General features: G+C 29.2%; 15 protein-coding genes. 7 read left to right on the forward strand and 8 right to left on the reverse strand.

Features of this window, described 5'->3' with window-relative positions:
- Positions 1-10: 10 nt before the first annotated feature.
- Positions 11-2,305, forward strand: a complete 2,295-nt coding sequence (locus tag WH52_RS12195) for a hypothetical protein (protein ID WP_086031236.1) — start codon at positions 11-13, stop codon at positions 2,303-2,305.
- Positions 2,306-2,384: 79 nt separating this feature from the next.
- Here the strand turns inward: WH52_RS12195 and WH52_RS12200 are convergent, their stop codons facing one another.
- From WH52_RS12200 to WH52_RS12220, 5 genes are all read right to left on the reverse strand, one after another.
- Positions 2,385-3,599, reverse strand: a complete 1,215-nt coding sequence (locus tag WH52_RS12200; protein WP_086031237.1) for a carboxypeptidase-like regulatory domain-containing protein — start codon at positions 3,597-3,599, stop codon at positions 2,385-2,387.
- A gap of 56 nt (positions 3,600-3,655) precedes the next feature.
- Positions 3,656-5,689, reverse strand: a complete 2,034-nt coding sequence (locus tag WH52_RS12205) for a M3 family metallopeptidase (RefSeq protein WP_086031238.1) — start codon at positions 5,687-5,689, stop codon at positions 3,656-3,658.
- A gap of 76 nt (positions 5,690-5,765) precedes the next feature.
- Positions 5,766-6,245 carry a 5-(carboxyamino)imidazole ribonucleotide mutase gene (gene purE, locus WH52_RS12210; RefSeq protein WP_086031239.1) on the reverse strand — a complete coding sequence of 160 codons (480 nt, stop codon included), beginning with the start codon at positions 6,243-6,245 and terminating at the stop codon, positions 5,766-5,768.
- 1 nt (position 6,246) lies between these two features.
- Entirely contained in the window at positions 6,247-7,404 is a 1,158-nt protein-coding gene (locus WH52_RS12215) for a 5-(carboxyamino)imidazole ribonucleotide synthase (protein WP_086031240.1), read from the reverse strand.
- 67 nt (positions 7,405-7,471) lie between these two features.
- The gene (locus WH52_RS12220) at positions 7,472-7,897 is read right to left on the reverse strand and encodes a Rieske (2Fe-2S) protein (protein WP_086031241.1); all 426 of its coding nucleotides are present in this window, start codon (positions 7,895-7,897) and stop codon (positions 7,472-7,474) included.
- A 196-nt stretch (positions 7,898-8,093) separates the two neighbouring features.
- On the opposite strand from WH52_RS12220, the gene greA reads away from it, so the two are divergent.
- From greA to WH52_RS12240, 4 genes are all read left to right on the forward strand, one after another.
- Positions 8,094-8,567 (forward strand): transcription elongation factor GreA, encoded by a 474-nt coding sequence (gene greA / locus WH52_RS12225; RefSeq protein ID WP_086031242.1) that lies wholly within the window; start codon positions 8,094-8,096, stop codon positions 8,565-8,567.
- Positions 8,568-8,647: 80 nt separating this feature from the next.
- The gene (locus WH52_RS12230; protein ID WP_086031243.1) at positions 8,648-9,040 is read left to right on the forward strand and encodes an HIT family protein; all 393 of its coding nucleotides are present in this window, start codon (positions 8,648-8,650) and stop codon (positions 9,038-9,040) included.
- A gap of 6 nt (positions 9,041-9,046) precedes the next feature.
- Positions 9,047-9,886, forward strand: coding sequence for a helix-turn-helix domain-containing protein (locus WH52_RS12235; RefSeq protein ID WP_086031244.1), 840 nt, complete (start codon positions 9,047-9,049; stop codon positions 9,884-9,886).
- Positions 9,887-9,953: 67 nt separating this feature from the next.
- The gene (locus tag WH52_RS12240; RefSeq protein ID WP_086031245.1) at positions 9,954-11,234 is read left to right on the forward strand and encodes a TraB/GumN family protein; all 1,281 of its coding nucleotides are present in this window, start codon (positions 9,954-9,956) and stop codon (positions 11,232-11,234) included.
- A 32-nt stretch (positions 11,235-11,266) separates the two neighbouring features.
- Here the strand turns inward: WH52_RS12240 and WH52_RS12245 are convergent, their stop codons facing one another.
- Complete coding sequence (locus tag WH52_RS12245) at positions 11,267-12,430, reverse strand: sensor histidine kinase (RefSeq protein ID WP_086031246.1); 1,164 nt, start codon at positions 12,428-12,430, stop codon at positions 11,267-11,269.
- Between the two features lie 76 nt (positions 12,431-12,506).
- On the opposite strand from WH52_RS12245, the gene WH52_RS12250 reads away from it, so the two are divergent.
- Together WH52_RS12250 and WH52_RS12255 are read left to right on the forward strand one after the other, a co-directional pair.
- Positions 12,507-13,367, forward strand: coding sequence for a flavin reductase family protein (locus tag WH52_RS12250; protein ID WP_086031247.1), 861 nt, complete (start codon positions 12,507-12,509; stop codon positions 13,365-13,367).
- A gap of 8 nt (positions 13,368-13,375) precedes the next feature.
- A complete protein-coding gene (locus WH52_RS12255) occupies positions 13,376-13,741 on the forward strand; it encodes a DUF3127 domain-containing protein (RefSeq protein ID WP_086031248.1) in 366 nt (121 codons plus the stop codon).
- 244 nt (positions 13,742-13,985) lie between these two features.
- Here the strand turns inward: WH52_RS12255 and WH52_RS12260 are convergent, their stop codons facing one another.
- Positions 13,986-14,222: a DUF1456 family protein gene (locus WH52_RS12260; RefSeq protein WP_086031249.1), complete on the reverse strand. Its 237-nt coding sequence runs from the start codon at positions 14,220-14,222 to the stop codon at positions 13,986-13,988.
- An 11-nt stretch (positions 14,223-14,233) separates the two neighbouring features.
- The gene (locus WH52_RS12265; protein WP_086031250.1) at positions 14,234-14,863 is read right to left on the reverse strand and encodes a YqaA family protein; all 630 of its coding nucleotides are present in this window, start codon (positions 14,861-14,863) and stop codon (positions 14,234-14,236) included.
- Positions 14,864-14,867: the final 4 nt, after the last annotated feature.

The raw sequence follows: 14,867 nt of genomic DNA on the forward strand, positions 1-14,867 counted from the left end.
TTTGAGTACTATGAAAAAAATAATTACTACCAGCATTATTTTTATGTTGTCTTTTACTGCTGTTTTTAGCCAAAATTGGCTTGATAGTATAAATAAAAAATATGTTAATTACCATAAGTTAGCTAAAGAACAATTTGTTTTTCAATTTAATAAAACATCTTTTTTCCCTGGGGAAGAAGCATGGTTTTCGTGTTTTGTTTTAGATGACAAAACTAAGAGACTATTTAAAAAAACTAAAAAGGGGACTTTGTTTATTTATAATGCGAATGGAAAACTAATAAAAAGTTTTTTTTTAAAGTTTGAAGACGGTGTTGTTCATTCATATATAAAAATTCCTTATGATTATGGTTTTAAAAAAATATATTTTAAAATAGAAACCAATTGGAGTAAGAATTTTAAAGAAAAAGAGATAAGAGAACTAAAAGTACTACAAGGTTTTTATGAATTAGATGAAATAGTTAAGCCGGAAAAAAAAGTAGAGTTATATTATGAGTCTAATTCTTTAGTAAACAATATTATTAACGTCCTTTGGGTTAAAGTTATACAAGGAAAGAAACAACAAAAATATAGAGGTGTAATAAAGAATAGTAAAAAGGAAGAGGTATCATTTTTTAAAACAGATAATTTAGGTATTGGTAAAATTTATCTAAAACCTCAAAAAGGAGAGAGCTATTATGTAGAAATAGAAAATAAAGGGTTTAATAAAATTAAAATCAAAAAATCTATTGAAAAAGGGGTGGTTTTTAATTTGATAGAGAGAAATAATATTTGTCATTTAATGTTTAGATCAAACACTACAGATTTAAAAAAAGATAGTTACAGTTATTTGATTCACCAAAATGGACATATTTATTATTCTAATAAAATAATTTTTAAAGATAATAAGAGAAATAATTGGTTTCATAAGGATAGTGTCGGGAAAGGCTTGATAACTATTTCTTTATTTAAAAGAGATTCTCTGATAGCCGAAAGGAGTTTCTATAACAAACCTAAATTAGTTTTAAAACCAGTAACATTAATAAAAAAAAGAATAAATAAAGATTCTATTAATTTTACTCTACACAAGTTTCATAAAGATTCTTTATTGAATTTATCGATATCTATACTCCCCTATGAAAAGAAAAGGAAGTTTGAAGATGGATTACTAAATAATAAAAAATACTTTAATAATTTCCCAGAAGGTTTCAGAGAGGGGGATGTGGTATTTGAAAAAAAGAATATATATCCTTGGAATGAGATTTTGCTAGGAAAAAAGAGTACTATAAAAAAATTTTTTGAGAAAGGTTTTACAGTTAAGGGGAAGTTATTTAACAGAAGAAGTGGTGTCCTATTAAAAAACTATGTTTTTGGTTATTATACAGAAAAAGGAAATATTTTAATGACTGAGACAGATTCTTCAGGCTTTTTTAAGATTTATAACCTTTCTTTTTATAAAGGTGATTCACTAAAGCTTTTTTTTAATAATAAAAAAGATGTAAGAATAAAAATATTAAATGATTTTTATAAAAAAGGCGCATTAAAAATAAGAAAGAATAAAATTAGTAAATCAAAAGGAGGAACATTCATTTTTGGTAATAAAAACGAAATTTTAGATGAAGTAAAAGTTAAAGGAAGATTAATAAAAGAAAAAAAGATAGACGATGAGTTCATTTCACCTGTAGATAGAACAAGTTTTGTGAAAAACTTTGAAATTAATAGTGAGAATGTGAATGATTTTAAATCTGTGTTAGATTATCTCGATTCTCAATCAGGTGTGCTTGTTAAAAGTGCTCAAGGAATGATTAGAATTTTTTCATCTAGAGCTCATAATACGTCTCTTACACATGAAGGTATCCCAATGAATGTTTACATAAATAATGATAGGTTGAATGGATTAGAATTAACTTACTTAGAATATATAGATATTAACTCTGTTAAGAGAATAAGTATTAATAAATCTGGAATAGGAAGAGGGGGGAATGATCCTTATGGAGCGATTTCAATTTATTTGAATACCAAATATATAAAGCCAAAAATTAAAAATAAAATAGTTGAAAAAAAGAATAAACCGTATTATATATTTAAGAACTTAGGTTATAAAAAAGAGCCTATGTTTTTTATGCCTAATTATACTTTTTTTCCAGGGGAGAGCCTTTTTAATAAATATGGCGTGTTACATTGGGAACCAGGTGTAAAGCTTGATTCGAGTTCGTATTCATTTAAAGCTAGTATACCCAAAACGATAAAAAAGTATGTTGTATTGATTAAAGGAGTTTCTAATAACGGAAATATTATTGATGTAAAAAAGATTATTGAAGAATATTGATATATTAAAATGTTAAAAATGATTTCAGGGAGTACATTACAACATAGGTGGGTAAATGGATTGAAAAGAAGAATAAAAACTAGTCTTTAGGTGGTTGATAATCTAATGGTAACATATTAGCAAAAGCTTCAAAAGCCCAATAACCTTCGTTAAATATTGCATTAGGATTAATTAGAATTCCAGTATTATCTATTTGTGATTTCCCTTCTAATAAAATGATATTAGATGTTTGAACTCCAGAAGCTTTTTTTCTTTTGCCAAAAAGACCTAACAAATAGTTGTTTTCTTCTGACTCATTTTTATAGATAATTGATAAGTAGTCTTGAAAATTCAAAAAAGGTTTATTCTTTTCGAAAGAAATCATGTCTGAATAAATTACATTTCTTTTATATAAATAATCTTGGTACTTAGGGAGTGAAGCTTTTCTAAGAACAATAATTGCACTATCAATAGTAGTTTTAGGCTCTATAATTTGTTTGTTAAAATTAATTTTTCCTTTATGTAATTGAATTAATTGCCTAGAAATTTCAATTTTTTGTTCTGAAGGCCTATCAGGATTTGGAACTCTTTTAAATTGATTAACCAGAAAACCTTCTTTGTCAATGTTTTTATTAATTAAACTTCGTAAAAAATGCATTCTAGAACCATTAAAAGCTTCAAGTCTATTTTTCTTCCATTTAGATTTAATTTTCTTTCGTAAGTTTTTGTATTGTGCATAACCACTAAAGAATAACCGATTTTTTTGTATTGAAAAATCAATTAAATCATAAGTTATTAAGTACCCTAATCCATTATGTTTAATTATTAAAGTTTTTTTAGCAATAGCAGTAAGAGTATTTGTTTTTCTGTTAAAATTGAAGTGTAAATCTTTTTCGTTTAAAATCTTACATGTAGAAGCTAGTTTAGTCCTGCCTAAGAAAGCTTGTTTAAATCGTTTTAAATTGTATTTCCAATCTTCATCATAAACTGTTTTATGAATTACAACTTCATTTAGTATGTCATTTTCTTCTTGAAGCTTAATAGTTAAATTAAGAGGGGTTTCTTCAACATTAATAGGAAATTGTTTTGTTTTGAAACCTAAAAAAGAAACGACTAAAGTATAATTACCTTTACTAATTTTTAATTCAAACTCACCTTTTGAATTAGTAATAGAACCTATAGTAGTATTATTAAAATAAACTGAAGCTCCTTCTAAAGGCTCATTAGCACTAGAGGTTACTTTCCCTTTAATATAAATTTGAGAAAACGAAAATGTAGAAAAGAATAGCAGTAAAATAACAAGTCCCTTTTTCATTGTAAAATTTTCAATAAAAATAGGGACTTAATTTTATGTTTTTGACCTTTTGAGTGTTAATTACTGTTAATTAATCCAGCACGTTTTAACAAAGCATCTGAGTTAGGTTTTTTACCTCTAAAACGTTTGTACAAATCCATAGGTTTTTCAGTTCCACCTTTTGATAAGACATTGTTTTTAAATTTATCGGCAACATCTTTATTGAAGATTCCTTCTTCTTTAAAATACTCAAAAGCATCTGCGTCTAAAACTTCTGCCCATTTGTATGAATAGTATCCTGCAGAATATCCTCCTTGAAAAATATGAGAAAAAGCTGTACTCATGCAATTTTCTGAAACATCTGGATATAGTTTTGTGCTTTCAAAAGCGTTTAGTTCAAAATCTTTTACAGAAGAAATTGTCTGTGGCAACTCACCACCGTGCCAAGACATATCTAATAACCCAAAACTTAACTGACGTAACGTCTGCATACCTTCGTGAAAACTTGCAGATTCTTTTATTTTCTGGACATATTCCATCGGAATTACTTCTCCTGTTTCATAATGTTTAGCAAACAGTTCTAACGCTTCTTTTTCGTAACACCAATTCTCTAAAACTTGACTAGGTAATTCTACAAAATCCCAAGAAACAGAAGTCCCTGATAAGCTTCCGTATGTAGTGTTGGCTAACATTCCGTGTAACGCATGACCAAATTCGTGGAATAGTGTAGTAACCTCATTGAAAGTTAATAAAGAAGGCTTAGTTTCAGTCGGTTTGGTAAAATTACACACAATAGAAACTTGCGGACGCTCATTTACATTATCCTTAATTTGCTGAGATTTATATGATGTCATCCACGCACCATTCCTTTTTCCTGGTCTTGGGTGAAAGTCAGCATATAAATAAGAGATAAATTCTCCTTGGCTATTTGTTACGCTATACGTTTTAACATCTTCGTGATATTTATCGATAGAATCAATTTCTTCAAATTGCAAATCAAATAATTTACTTGAAACTTCAAAAACTCCATCAATAACGTTCTCTAGTTTGAAATAAGGTTTTAACAACTCTTGATCTAAGCTAAATAATTCCTTTTTTAGTTTTTCTGAATAATAGGCAGAATCCCATTTCTGTAGTTGGTCAATTCCGTCTAATTTTTTAGCATAGTTTTCTAAGTTTTCAAATTCTTTTTTAGCAGCTGGTTTCGCTTTTTCTAATAATTCGTTTAAAAAATCTAAAACTTTCTCTGGAGTTTCTGCCATTCGTTCTTCTAACACAAAATGAGCATGGGTTTTGTACCCTAATAAATTTGCTCGTTTATGACGAAGGTTTACAATGTCTAAAACAATTTGTTCATTATTAAATTCATTTTGCTGAAACCCTTTTTTACCCATAGCAATAGAAAGCTTTTTACGTAATTCTCTATTTTCTGCATAGGTCATAAATGGAATATAACTAGGATAATCTAATGTGATTAACCAGCCTTCATGTCCTTTTTGTTGTGCCATTGATTTGGCAGCTTCTTTTGCTCCTTCTGGTAATCCAGCAACATCTTCTTCATTGGTTAATAAAAGCTCATAAGCATTGGTTTCAGCCAAAACATTTTCTCCAAACTGCAAAGACAATTTTGATAATTCAGCATCTAGTTTACGAAGTTCAGTTTTATCAGTATCGTTTAAATTAGCTCCGTTCCTAGCAAAACTTTTGTATTGTTTTTCTAACAACATAGATTGTTCTGGAGTTAATTCTAAATTATCCTTTTGATCGTAAACAGTTTTTACTCTTTTAAATAAAGCTTTGTTCAAAATCATATCGTTTTTAAACTCGCTTAGCCAAGGTGAAATTTCTTTCGCTATTTTTTGAATTTCTTCATTAGTTTCCGCAGAATTTAAATTGAAAAAGATTGAAGTAATTCTATTTAATTTATCTCCAACATTGTCTAAAGCTTCTGTAGTATTTTTAAAAGTCGGAGCTTCCGTATTTTCTACGATAGTATTAATTTCTTCTTTCGCTAACTCAATAGCTTTTTGTATTGCGGGTTTATAATTTTCCTCTTTTATTTGAGAAAAAGGAGCTGTGTTAAAATCTTGTAATAAAGGATTTTTAGTCATAAAATTCTCTTTTAAAATTGAAGAAACCTCACAAAGGTGAATCTGTGAGGTTCTTATAATTGGAGTACTAAAGTACTTATTTTTTTACTCTTTCAGAAGCTTTTTCAACCTTAAGTTTTAAGCCTTCTTTATAAGCAATAATCTTATCTAAAACACATTTGTCTGAAGCACCAATAATTTGAGCAGCAAGGATACCTGCATTTTTGGCTCCATCTAAAGCAACAGTTGCTACAGGAACACCACCAGGCATTTGTAAGATTGATAAAACAGAATCCCATCCATCAATAGAATTTCTACTTTTTACAGGAACCCCAATTACTGGTAGAGGACTCAGGCTTGCTACCATTCCTGGTAAATGAGCAGCACCACCAGCACCCGCAACAATTACTTTAACACCTCTTTTGTGTGCATTGTTAGCATAGTCGAATAATTTCTCAGGAGTTCTGTGTGCAGATACGATATCTACTTCAACTTGAATATCAAAACTTTCTAAAATATTTACTGCTTCTTGCATTATTGGAAGATCTGAATCGCTTCCCATGATAATTCCTACCATACTATTTGCTTATTACTTTTACTGTTTCTTTTACTTGTTGTGCTATTTCTCTAGCTTTATTAACGTCTTCATGTACAATAGTTACGTGTCCCATTTTACGGAAAGGTTTTGTTGTCTTTTTACCGTAAATATGAGGAGTAACACCATCAATTCTCAGGATGTCTTCTAGGTTTTCGTAAAATACATTTCCAGTATATCCTTCAGCTCCTACAAGATTTACCATGATCCCTGCAACTTTACTTTCTGTATTTCCTAACGGAAGATTTAAAATGCTTCGAACATGTTGTTCAAACTGATTGGTATAACTTGCTTCGATTGAATAATGCCCAGAATTGTGTGTTCTTGGAGCAACTTCGTTTACTAAAATTTCATCATTTTCGGTTTGAAACATTTCAACAGCGAGTAAACCAACAAAGTCAAAAGCATCAGCCACTTTAATAGCTATCTCTTGCGCTTTTTTTGCTACAGTATCATTTATACGAGCAGGACAAATTACATATTCAACTTGGTTTGCTTCTGGATGAAACTCCATTTCTACAACAGGGTAGGTAGTACTTTCTCCATTAGTATTTCTAGCAACGATTACAGCTAATTCATTTTTAAATGGAATTAAACTTTCAGTAATACATTCTCCAGCAGGTAAACTTTCTAAATCGTCGATAGTACGAACTACTTTTACTCCATTGCCATCATAACCAAAACGGGCAGCTTTCCAAACAAGAGGAAAATCAATTATATCATTTTCATACGAATGTTTTAATTCTTCTAAATAAGCGTAATGATTAAAATCTGCTGTTGGAATATTGTTGTCTTTGTAGAATTTTTTTTGTGAAGCTTTGTTTTGAATGACTCTTAAATTAGATGGTTTAGGATAAATGGTTAATCCTTCTTTTTCTAATTTATCTAAAGCATCAATGTTTACATTTTCAATTTCAATGGTAAGTAAATCTACTTTTTTTCCGAAGTTGTAAACAGTATCAAAGTCTAATAAATCACCTTGATGAAATTCGTCACATTTTTTAGCACAAGGTGCTTCTAAAGATTTGTCTAAAATAGCAGTGTAAACATCAAATTTTTGAGTTTCTGCTAATAACATCCTCCCTAATTGACCGCCACCTAAGACACCCAATTTAAAGGGGGAAGAAAAATAATTTTTCACGATAAAAGTTGTTAGTGTGTGTTGTTGTTACCGCAAAAATAATAATCTATTTCTTAGATTCTTAATTTTAATTAGTTATTTGTATTGAGTTACCATTTTGAATCACTGTGTATCGTCTTGCACCACCACTACAATCGCTTTCTCCAGAAACTAAACTACCATTTAATAAACTATATTTACTACCGTCGCAAGAGCATTCTAAAATAGGGGCATTAACAATCATTGGTGCAGCACAATCTCTATTAGGGCATTCTCTATCTAAAGCAACATAAGGAGTAAATGAACCCCCAGTACCTTTATTAAAAAGAACAATTCCTTTTAATCCGCCAGCTATTGTAGCAGTTCCGTTAGGTGTAATTAAACCATTTAGTTGAGGATTGCTTAAATCTAATGTAATTGGTGCAATTGTATTTTGAAAACAACTGTTTGTTGTTATGTCACTACCACAGCTTAAAACACTTACACATAGTAAAAAATAAAATACTTTCTTCATTTAATTGAATTGATACTTAAAAACAAACGCCACGAATTTACAAATATTTTGTACATTTGTAGGGAATCTCATTCCTAACGGTTTGAGATTTTTGACTTTTAAAAGTTCTAGATAGAACATAAAAGAATTAAAATAGATATTTCTTTGTACTCTTGAAGAAGAAAAGAAATAATTTGTTGATTTAAAAAGAAGAAAGATGAGTAACGTATCATATTATACAGTAGAAGGATTAAAGAAATTAAAAGACGAGCTAGCACATTTAGAACAAGTTGAAAGACCAAGAGTTTCCCAAGAAATTGCTGATGCTCGTGATAAAGGAGATTTAAGTGAAAATGCAGAATATCATGCAGCAAAAGAAGAACAATCTTTATTAGAAACGAAGATTGCAAAACTTAAAAATGTTGTTGCAAGTGCTCGTATTATTGATGAAAGTCAGTTAGATACTTCTAAGGTTTTAATTCACTCTATCGTTAAAATAAAGAATACAACTAATAACATGGAGTTTACATATACGTTAGTTGCTGATTCTGAATCGGATGTTAGAAATGGAAAACTTTCTGTGAACTCTCCAATAGGAAAAGGTTTGTTAGGAAAAGAAGTAGGCGATATGGCCGAAATTCAAGTGCCTAATGGTATTATGAAATTTGAAGTTGTAGAAATTTCGAGATAAGAAATTAAAATAAATGATATTGAAGCGTTGCTCTAAGCAACGCTTTTTTTATTTTTACTAAAGATTAAAAACGAACTACTATGGCAAGTATTTTTACTAAGATTGTAAGCGGAGAAATTCCGTCATATAAAATAGCAGAAGATGATAATTATTTTGCTTTTTTAGATATTAACCCGAATGCAAAAGGGCACACATTAGTGATACCTAAAAGAGAAGAAAACAAAATATTTGATTTATCGAAAGAAGAATATGATGGCCTAATGTCGTTTTCTTACAGAGTAGCAAAAGCATTAGAGAAAGCTGTTCCTTGTGAAAGAATAGGTATGAGTGTTATTGGTTTAGAAGTACCTCATGTGCATGTACACTTAATTCCTATAAACACAATGGCAGATATGCAGTTTATGAAAAAAGAAAAATTAACTGAAGAAGAATTTTTAGCTGTCGCAAAACGAATTGCCGAGAATTTTGAGTAATCTTTATTGGAAGAACAGTTTCTTACATATAAGCCTAAAAATGAAATTGTAGCAAAACATATTTCGTACTATTATTTTCATCAATCATTTAATGAGAATTTTGAACGAAGTTTTGTGTATTATCCGAATTTTAAAAATACAATTACCATTCATAAAGATTCTGTGGCGAGCAGAACAAAAACTTCTGGAGTATACACCTTTAAAAAAGATAATTTAGAAGTGTATTATTCTAGTAACTTAAACCTAAGAAAAGAAGTAGTTTTAAAAGGTAAGTTTAATAAAATAGGAATTGTATTTACTCCGTTAGGGTTGAATTATTTTTTAGAGTGTGCTTTGTCTAAAATTTCTTCTCAGGTAGAATTTGATTTTAATTACTTCGGAAATGAATTTGTAACTGAAATATATAAAGTTTATCAAGCAGCCAAATTTGAAGATAAAGTAACGTTGTTAGATGCCTTTTTTGAATCAAAGTATAATCCGAATTTAGATGAAAGGATTCAATTAGCGGTCAAAGAAATAATAAGTTCTAAAGGACTAACAACATCACTAGAAATAGCCGATATTCTTAAAGTAAGTAGAAAAACTGTTTTACGATTGTTTAAAACTCACCTTAATTGTTCTGTAGAAGATTATAAAAAATTAGTTCGTTTTAGAGTTGCTTTAAATCACTCTCAAGAATCGAAAGATGAATTAAAGTTATCTGATATTGCTTATGATACACATTTTTGCGATCAAGCAAGCTTAACAAACCACTTCAAGTCAATTATAGGGAAAACTCCTAAATCATTATTTAAGAATATTGAAAAATTAGGAGAAGAAGATACTTATTGGACTCTTAAAAAGTAATGTCTCAATCTTACAATTTTTAAAAACAAAGCCATTGTATGTTTGTAGAAAATAAAACTATAAACATATGAAAAAGGTACTTTTCTTATTAATCTTAATAAGCATCGGGTGTAAAAAATCAACAAAAGAGTTTACAAGTACATCTGACGAAAAAATTGCATACTTAGAAAAAAACAGATTCGATTTAAACTCTTCAGCATTTAATTTCCCTCAAAAAGATTTTAAAATTTTAGGTTTAGGAGCTTATCATGGAAGTGCGAAAATAGAAGATGTAGAAATTAAGATGTTAGAATCATTAACTAAAGAGGGAAAGATCAAGTATTATTTTCCTGAATTAGATTACAGTACAGCTCATTTTTTTAATAGATATTTAAAAACAGGTAACGAAGATTTGTTAAAGGAATTAGTAGTTTCTATAGGTTTTTACTGTGAGCAAGAAAGAACTATTGAAGTTTATGAGAAATGGAAAAACTTAAAAGCATTATACGACAAGCTGCCCAAAGAAAAAAGATTTAAAGTAGTTGGTTTAGAATGGATTCAGAATTACAAAAATACTTCTAAGTACTTATTGGAGTTACTAGATTCATCGAAAGTTGATTTTAAGCCTGTTGAAGAAATCAGAGATATGGTTAAAAAAGACACTACTCATTTCGCTTTAGGAGATTTAAGTTTCGCTTATTCTAAAATGCAAAATCTTGTAAAAGATTTTAAAGAAAATAAAACTGTTTATCAAGACAATACGTCGAATCCTAAAATATTAAATCATTTAATAAAAACGATTGAAGAGTCATTTCCTAAAGATCAAGATCGTGAAAAGATGATGTTTAATAATTATGTAAACTTAGATAAGATTTATAACTTCAAAGAAAATCCACAGTTTATTAGAATTGGTTTTTTTCATCTTGAAAAATCTAGAGAAGGAGAAAAAAGTTATCCGTCATTTTTTGCTAGACTTATAGAGAATAAGATCTATAAAAAAGAAGAAGTAATATCGGTGATAGGATATTATACAAATAGCGAAGTAGTTTGGGATGAACTTTATGAAAATGATACCTATAAAGGATTTACTATCGAAGCAGGTTTTGGAATTGGTGATTACGAAAAAGAATTTTTTAGAGGAATTCAGAATTTAAAAAACACTAAAATTTCTGATAAAACATTATTTCGTTTGAATAAAAACAATTCTCCTTATAATTCTGAACCAGATTTAATAGAGGTTATAATGCCTGATAAAAAGTCAAATGGAGAAAAGGTAAAAGAAATGAGCACTCTTGATTTTATGGATTATGCAATTTTAATATCTAATTCTAAAGCAAGTAAGCCAATTTTTGAAATGGATAAAAAATAAAAGAATAATTAAGAGTGTAGTTTTCTACACTCTTAATTAGTTTTGTTTAAAACAATCTCAAAGCTTGTTCCTTTACCAAGTTCAGATTTTAACACTTGAATTTTACCATCATGATAGTCTTCAATAATTCTTTTAGAAAGTGAAAGGCCTAATCCCCAACCGCGTTTTTTGGTGGTAAACCCAGGTTTGAAAATTTGTTTAAACTTAGATTTCGGAATTCCTTTTCCTGTATCAGAAATAAGGATTTTAATATGTTTTACAGTATTGTTAATCTCTAAAGAAATATTCCCTTTTCCTTGCATTGCATCAATAGCATTTTTTACTAAATTTTCAATAACCCAACCAAATAATTCGGAATTTATATTACTGAACAATTCATTGTTTTGACTTGAAAAAGCAAATGAAACTTGTTTAGAACTTCGAGATTCTAAATAATCAAAAGTACTTTTAGTAACCGTTACAATGTTTTGTTTTTCTAGTTTAGGTGTCGAGCCTATTTTAGAAAAACGATTTGCAATGGTACTAAGTCTATCAACATCTTTTTGCATCTCTCCAACATACGATTGATCGATGTTTTCAGTTTTTAAAATTTCAATCCAACCTAATAAAGATGATAAAGGAGTACCAATTTGATGAGCAGTCTCCTTTGCCATACCTGTCCATAATTTATTCTGTTCAGCAATTTTATTAGAGCTAAAAAATAAATAGATTACAGATAAGAACAAGCCTAAAATTAAAAGTAAAGCTAATGGGTAATAGGTAAGTTTATCAATTAAAGATGAATCTTTATAGTAAATGAAATCAGTTTTTCCTAAATAATTTATAGAAATCGGTTTATTTTGATTTTTCATTATAGCTAATTGCTCTTTTAAAAACTGAGGGTCTTTAGCTTTAATAGAATCTAAATTGAAACTTTCAGTAATTTCTCCCTTTGCATTAACAAGTATAAAAGGGATGTCTTTAGTTTTTTCGGTTATTATTTTTAAAACTAAAGGAGAGAGTTCTTTGTCTAAATCTTGAACAGAAGTTGTATTCAATTCTTCTATAGCATCAGCATATGTTTCAACTTTTATTCGTTCTTCTTGTTTAAATTTTTGAAAGAAAACATACGTGTTCCATAAAATAAAAGAAACAATAATTAAAGAAATACCAATTGCTATACGCTTTAACCAAAAAGTATTGTTAAAAAAACTCATAAGTCAAATATAACTATTCTGTACTATAACTTAATTTCTAAAACCGTAGTATATTTACCTATTAAAAAATAGAAACATGTTATCTATAAATCCTAAAGAAATACCTGTTGGTAAATTACATGGTTATTTATTAGGAGCTATTGCTCCGAGACCTATTGCCTTTGCTAGTACCATAGATAAAGAAGGAAACCCTAACTTATCACCATTTAGTTTTTTTAATGTTTTTGGGGCAAATCCACCAATTATGATATTTTCTCCAGCTCGAAGCGTACGAGCGAATACCACAAAACATACATTAGACAATTCAGAAGAAGTCAAAGAAGTAGTAATTAATGTGGTTAATTATGATATTGTACAGCAAATGTCATTGAGTAGTACAATGTATCCGAAAGGAGTGAATGAGTTTGAAAAAGCAGGATTAACGATGTTGCCTTCTGATGAAGTAAAACCTTTTAGAGTTGCAGAATCTCCAGTACAGTTTGAGTGTAAAGTAAAAGACATTATTTATACAGGAAGAGAAGGAGGTGCAGGAAATTTAATCGTTTGTGAAGTAGTTAAACTACATATTAATGAAGATGTTTTAGCAGAAGACGGAAGTATAGATCAGCATAAAATAGATTTAGTAGCCAGAGCAGGAGGAAGCTATTACTCAAGAGCAAGAGATGGATTTTTCGAAATCCCGAAACCAATTTCAACATTAGGAATTGGAGTAGATCAAATCCCATATGAAATTAGAAATAGTACCATTTTAACAGGAAATAATTTAGGAATGTTAGGAAATGTAGAAGAATTACCTAACCAAGAAACTGTTAATAACTTTGCTAAAGAACATGCTGAGTTTGTGGGAATTTCAACTGAAAAAAAGCATACATTTGCACAAGAGTATTTACAAAAGAATGATGTTGAAAGTGCATGGAAAGTACTTTTAATTAAATAGTTAAGATTATGGAAGTTATAGGGAAAATTAAATTAATTAACGAAACACAAACATTTGGATCTAACGGATTTAGAAAGCGTGAAATGGTAATAACTACCGATGAGCAATATCCGCAAATGATTTTAATAGAGTTTATTCAAGATAAAGTAGATTTATTAAATAACTATCAAGTAGGTCAAGACGTAAAAGTTTCTATTAACTTAAGAGGAAGAGAGTGGATTAACCCACAAGGAGAAGCTAAGTATTTTAACGCGATTCAAGGTTGGAGAATTGAAAACTTACAACAAGCAGCACCTCAAAATATGCCGCCAGTAGATCAGTTTCAACCAGCACCAGATTTAAATACTGAAGAACCAGACGATTTACCTTTCTAAAAAAGAGGATAGATAATAATATTAAACGGAGTTAATTTTTAAAATTGGCTCCGTTTTTTTATGTTTTGCGGAAATCTACATTTCAAATTGCGGATATCCCTTTTATAAAACTAAAAAGGGTATATATATTTGTATCATCATCACCCAGTAAAATGGGAGAGGAATTTAAGGGGAAAAAAGTAATCCTTCTAGGGTAACCTAGAAGGATTCGTTTTTATATAAATATTATTATTATTTAAAAAGGTTATTTTTTCTCAGGCATCGGACCTCTTAAATGAATAATTAATCCATTTAAGAAATTTCTTAAAAACTGATCGCCACAGGGCATATATTTAGGGTGGTTTTCATTTCTAAAAATAGCATTAATTTCACCTTTAGAAACTTTAAAATCTACCAAAGCACAGATTTCAATTATATCAGTATCTCTTAATTTATGAGCTACTCTAAGCTTTTTGAAAATATCATTGTTTGTAAGTCCCATAGTATAAGATTTTAATTAAGAGCTGAAAATATAGCCCAAGCATATAAAGCAAAACGTAGAAAACGGAATAAACCAAAGAAAACTACATTTTTAAAAGGGTATTTAATCATACCAGCTGTTAAACAACTAATAGCAAAAGGCAATGGTAATAAAGCACCTACTAAGATTAAAAAACCTCCCCATTTGCTAGTGTTTTTTAAGTTTTTAGCCATTTTAACTTCTAAATAGTTTCTAACAGCATCAATTTTTAAGGAAGCTCTTCCTATAAAATAAGCAGTTAAACCACCGAAGTAAGATAAAGTTGCTAAAAGTGTTAGATTTAAAATAGGATCAGCAGTTTTTTTAGACCAACCAATAAAAATTTCTGGTGGAATCAATCCTAAGATTGTTTCAGAAATAAAGAAGGTAATTAAAACTCCTGTTCTCGAAAAGGTTTCGGTCATAGCTTGTAAACCATCACCAATATTGTATACATATTTGTTAAAAAGTAATAACCCAACCACAGCAATTACAATTGGCCAAAAAGCTTTTTTTAAGCTTTCCCAAATAAACATGTAAAACCCCGTACGTTGATAATAATTGTGCAAACGTTTTACGTGTGGTTGCTTATTTCCTTTTTTCTTTTTTTTCTCTTTACTCATTGAT

The sequence above is a fragment of the Tenacibaculum holothuriorum genome (assembly GCF_002120225.1).
GTDB classification, from domain to species: Bacteria; Bacteroidota; Bacteroidia; order Flavobacteriales; family Flavobacteriaceae; genus Polaribacter; species Polaribacter holothuriorum.

Coding starts and splice junctions, on each gene's coding strand:
- WH52_RS12195 (WP_086031236.1), top strand. CDS start 11: ATGAAAAAAATAATTACTACCAGCATTATTTTTATGTTGTCTTTTACT.
- WH52_RS12200 (WP_086031237.1), bottom strand. CDS start 3,599: ATGAAAAAGGGACTTGTTATTTTACTGCTATTCTTTTCTACATTTTCG.
- WH52_RS12205 (WP_086031238.1), bottom strand. CDS start 5,689: ATGACTAAAAATCCTTTATTACAAGATTTTAACACAGCTCCTTTTTCT.
- purE (WP_086031239.1), bottom strand. CDS start 6,245: ATGGTAGGAATTATCATGGGAAGCGATTCAGATCTTCCAATAATGCAA.
- WH52_RS12220 (WP_086031241.1), bottom strand. CDS start 7,897: ATGAAGAAAGTATTTTATTTTTTACTATGTGTAAGTGTTTTAAGCTGT.
- greA (WP_086031242.1), top strand. CDS start 8,094: ATGAGTAACGTATCATATTATACAGTAGAAGGATTAAAGAAATTAAAA.
- WH52_RS12230 (WP_086031243.1), top strand. CDS start 8,648: ATGGCAAGTATTTTTACTAAGATTGTAAGCGGAGAAATTCCGTCATAT.
- WH52_RS12240 (WP_086031245.1), top strand. CDS start 9,954: ATGAAAAAGGTACTTTTCTTATTAATCTTAATAAGCATCGGGTGTAAA.
- WH52_RS12245 (WP_086031246.1), bottom strand. CDS start 12,430: ATGAGTTTTTTTAACAATACTTTTTGGTTAAAGCGTATAGCAATTGGT.
- WH52_RS12250 (WP_086031247.1), top strand. CDS start 12,507: ATGTTATCTATAAATCCTAAAGAAATACCTGTTGGTAAATTACATGGT.
- WH52_RS12255 (WP_086031248.1), top strand. CDS start 13,376: ATGGAAGTTATAGGGAAAATTAAATTAATTAACGAAACACAAACATTT.
- WH52_RS12260 (WP_086031249.1), bottom strand. CDS start 14,222: ATGGGACTTACAAACAATGATATTTTCAAAAAGCTTAGAGTAGCTCAT.
- WH52_RS12265 (WP_086031250.1), bottom strand. CDS start 14,863: ATGAGTAAAGAGAAAAAAAAGAAAAAAGGAAATAAGCAACCACACGTA.